Source organism: Okeania sp. SIO2B9 (assembly GCF_010672505.1).
GTDB lineage: Bacteria > Cyanobacteriota > Cyanobacteriia > Cyanobacteriales > Microcoleaceae > Okeania > Okeania hirsuta.
This window is the reverse complement of sequence record NZ_JAAHGK010001254.1, coordinates 1-2,234: the sequence shown is the minus strand read 5'-3', so window position 1 is coordinate 2,234 and position 2,234 is coordinate 1. Positions and strand designations below refer to the sequence as shown.

Genomic DNA, 2,234 nt, shown 5'->3' with positions numbered 1-2,234 from the left:
ATTGAAAAATTGAATGCAGTGGCGGTAAAATGCGGTGTTCATGTAATTAAAGTCAACCCGAATCATACCTTTCACTCATTGTAGTAATTGTGGTCAGAAAGTACCATTAACTTGATCAGTTAGAATTCATTCTTGTCCATTATGTAAAATAGTTTTAGATAGAGATGAGAATGCTGCAATTAACATATTGCAATAAAACATTAAACGAGGTGGGTATCACCTTGCCTGCTTGTGGAGGCGTAAGACGTTAATCAACCTGTGTTCGTGCAACGTTGCGCCAGCAGGAGCAAGAAACTTTTTTGTTTGAGAAACTTCCGTTATCATCTCCGATTTAACGGGAGAGAACTTCACCTATACTGAAATATTAATATTAAAAATATATTCACAAGGAGCCTCCGTATACATGCAGTGGTCAAACTCTCTATCAACCCGTCCCTCATTAGAAGCAGCAGTTAAAGAAGTAGCACAAAAAAGTTTAGAATCATTAGGAACTACAGCAAATTTAGGACTGGTATTTATCTCCTCAGCCTTTACCAGTGAATATTCACGACTCATGCCTCTACTAAAAGAATATTTACCAGAAACAGTACTCGTCGGTTGTGGAGGTGGTGGTATAGTTGGTATGAAAGATGATGGAAAACCACAAGAATTAGAACACCAACCAGCCATTAGTCTCAGTTTGGCACATTTGCCAGAAGTCACAGTAACAGCTTTTCACATCTGTGCAGAACAACTACCAGACTTAGACAGTTCTCCCGATGACTGGTGTAATCTCATCGGAGTACCTACTACAGACAATCCTCAATTTATTATACTCGCTGACCCATTTTCTGCCAAAATCAATGACCTGCTTCAAGGGCTAGATTATGCTTATCCTAATTCAGCTAAAGTAGGAGGATTAGCTAGTAGTGGCCCAAATGGTAACAGTGCAGGACTTTTTTGTGAAGACCGCCTTTGTGAAGAAGGAGCTGTAGGAGTCTCTCTATCTGGCAATATTATTTTAGAAACAATAGTAGCACAAGGCTGTCGGCCTATTGGTAAACCATATCGTGTTACAGAAGGAGAACGTAATATAGTTCTAGAACTTGAAGAATTAGTTAGTTCTGACCAAATGGTAGGTGGTATTAAACAATCTCCGCTAGAAGCATTACAAGGCTTAGTACAAAATCTCAACGAACAAGACAGGAAGCTAGCAGAAAATTCTCTCTTTGTCGGTATAGTAAGAGACGAATTTCAGCAAAACTTAAAACAGGGAGATTTTCTCATCCGTAATTTAATTGGAGTTGACCCTAAAGCAGGAGCGATAGCCATTGGTGATAAGGTAAGGGCGGGCCAACGAATTCAATTTCATTTACGAGATGCTAATACCTCAGCAGAAGATTTAGAAATTTTACTAGAGCGCTATCAAAGAGAAGTTTCTTTTGAGACTAAATCTACAAATAATGCTACTGCTTTAATGTTTGCTTGTTTGGGAAGAGGAGAAGGATTATATGGTAAACCTAATTTTGATTCTAGATTATTTAGTAGTTATTTGAATATTCCTATCAGTGGCTTTTTCTGTAATGGTGAAATTGGTCCGGTGGGTGGTAGTACATTTTTACATGGTTACACCTCTGTATTTGGTATTTGTCGTCAACCTTCTTGAAGAAGGAAGAAGGAAGAAGTGGATGGGGACTCAAACCTCAACCAATTGTCAACATCCTGTAGACGGCGGGGTATTATACCAATTTGATAAATTATTTGCTACATTTTCGCATTGTGGGGGAGTAGGGGAGCGTTGCATAAATGCGGGGTGATTTTAATCGTTTTGTGGAATGGGCATCTTGCCCGTTCCCGTTCCCCCCGTTCCTGATATTTTCACCGCAGGCAAGATACCCATCCCACTTATATTCATCCCGCCCCTCAGCAATGGCGTAGGGGAGTGGGTAGGGACGTTGCATGCAAGGTCTCTACGTTGAAGTAAACACAAGAATAATTAACAATAAATGGCTAATAATTGGACTTTGGACAAAAAGAAAAAGTGGTTAGCGTAAGTATTACACTAACTAATCGGTGATTGTATTAGAAATCAAATCTGGAATTATCTTCGTTTCTCACATTATTTATCATCCTGAAGATCATAGGATGGGTCTGGTTCAATTTCTCCACCAAAACAAATATCTAAATAACTTTCTTGAAGGGAATGAACAACTCTCTCCAACTCATCAATAAGATTCCTTCGAGTCATTTTTTCA

3 protein-coding genes are annotated in these 2,234 nt (G+C 39.0%); 2 read left to right on the top strand and 1 reads right to left on the bottom strand.

The window, feature by feature from the left end; translation table 11 throughout:
* Nucleotides 1–124: 124 nt before the first annotated feature.
* Together F6K13_RS35520 and F6K13_RS29520 are read left to right on the top strand one after the other, a co-directional pair.
* Complete coding sequence (locus F6K13_RS35520; RefSeq protein WP_275670474.1) at nucleotides 125–196, top strand: zinc ribbon domain-containing protein; 72 nt, start codon at nucleotides 125–127, stop codon at nucleotides 194–196.
* 207 nt (nucleotides 197–403) lie between these two features.
* Nucleotides 404–1,645 (top strand): FIST N-terminal domain-containing protein, encoded by a 1,242-nt coding sequence (locus F6K13_RS29520; protein WP_124147758.1) that lies wholly within the window; start codon nucleotides 404–406, stop codon nucleotides 1,643–1,645.
* 91 nt (nucleotides 1,646–1,736) lie between these two features.
* Here F6K13_RS29520 and F6K13_RS29515 read toward each other — a convergent pair whose 3' ends face one another.
* Entirely contained in the window at nucleotides 1,737–1,940 is a 204-nt protein-coding gene (locus F6K13_RS29515) for a hypothetical protein (protein WP_287245394.1), read from the bottom strand.
* Nucleotides 1,941–2,234: the final 294 nt, after the last annotated feature.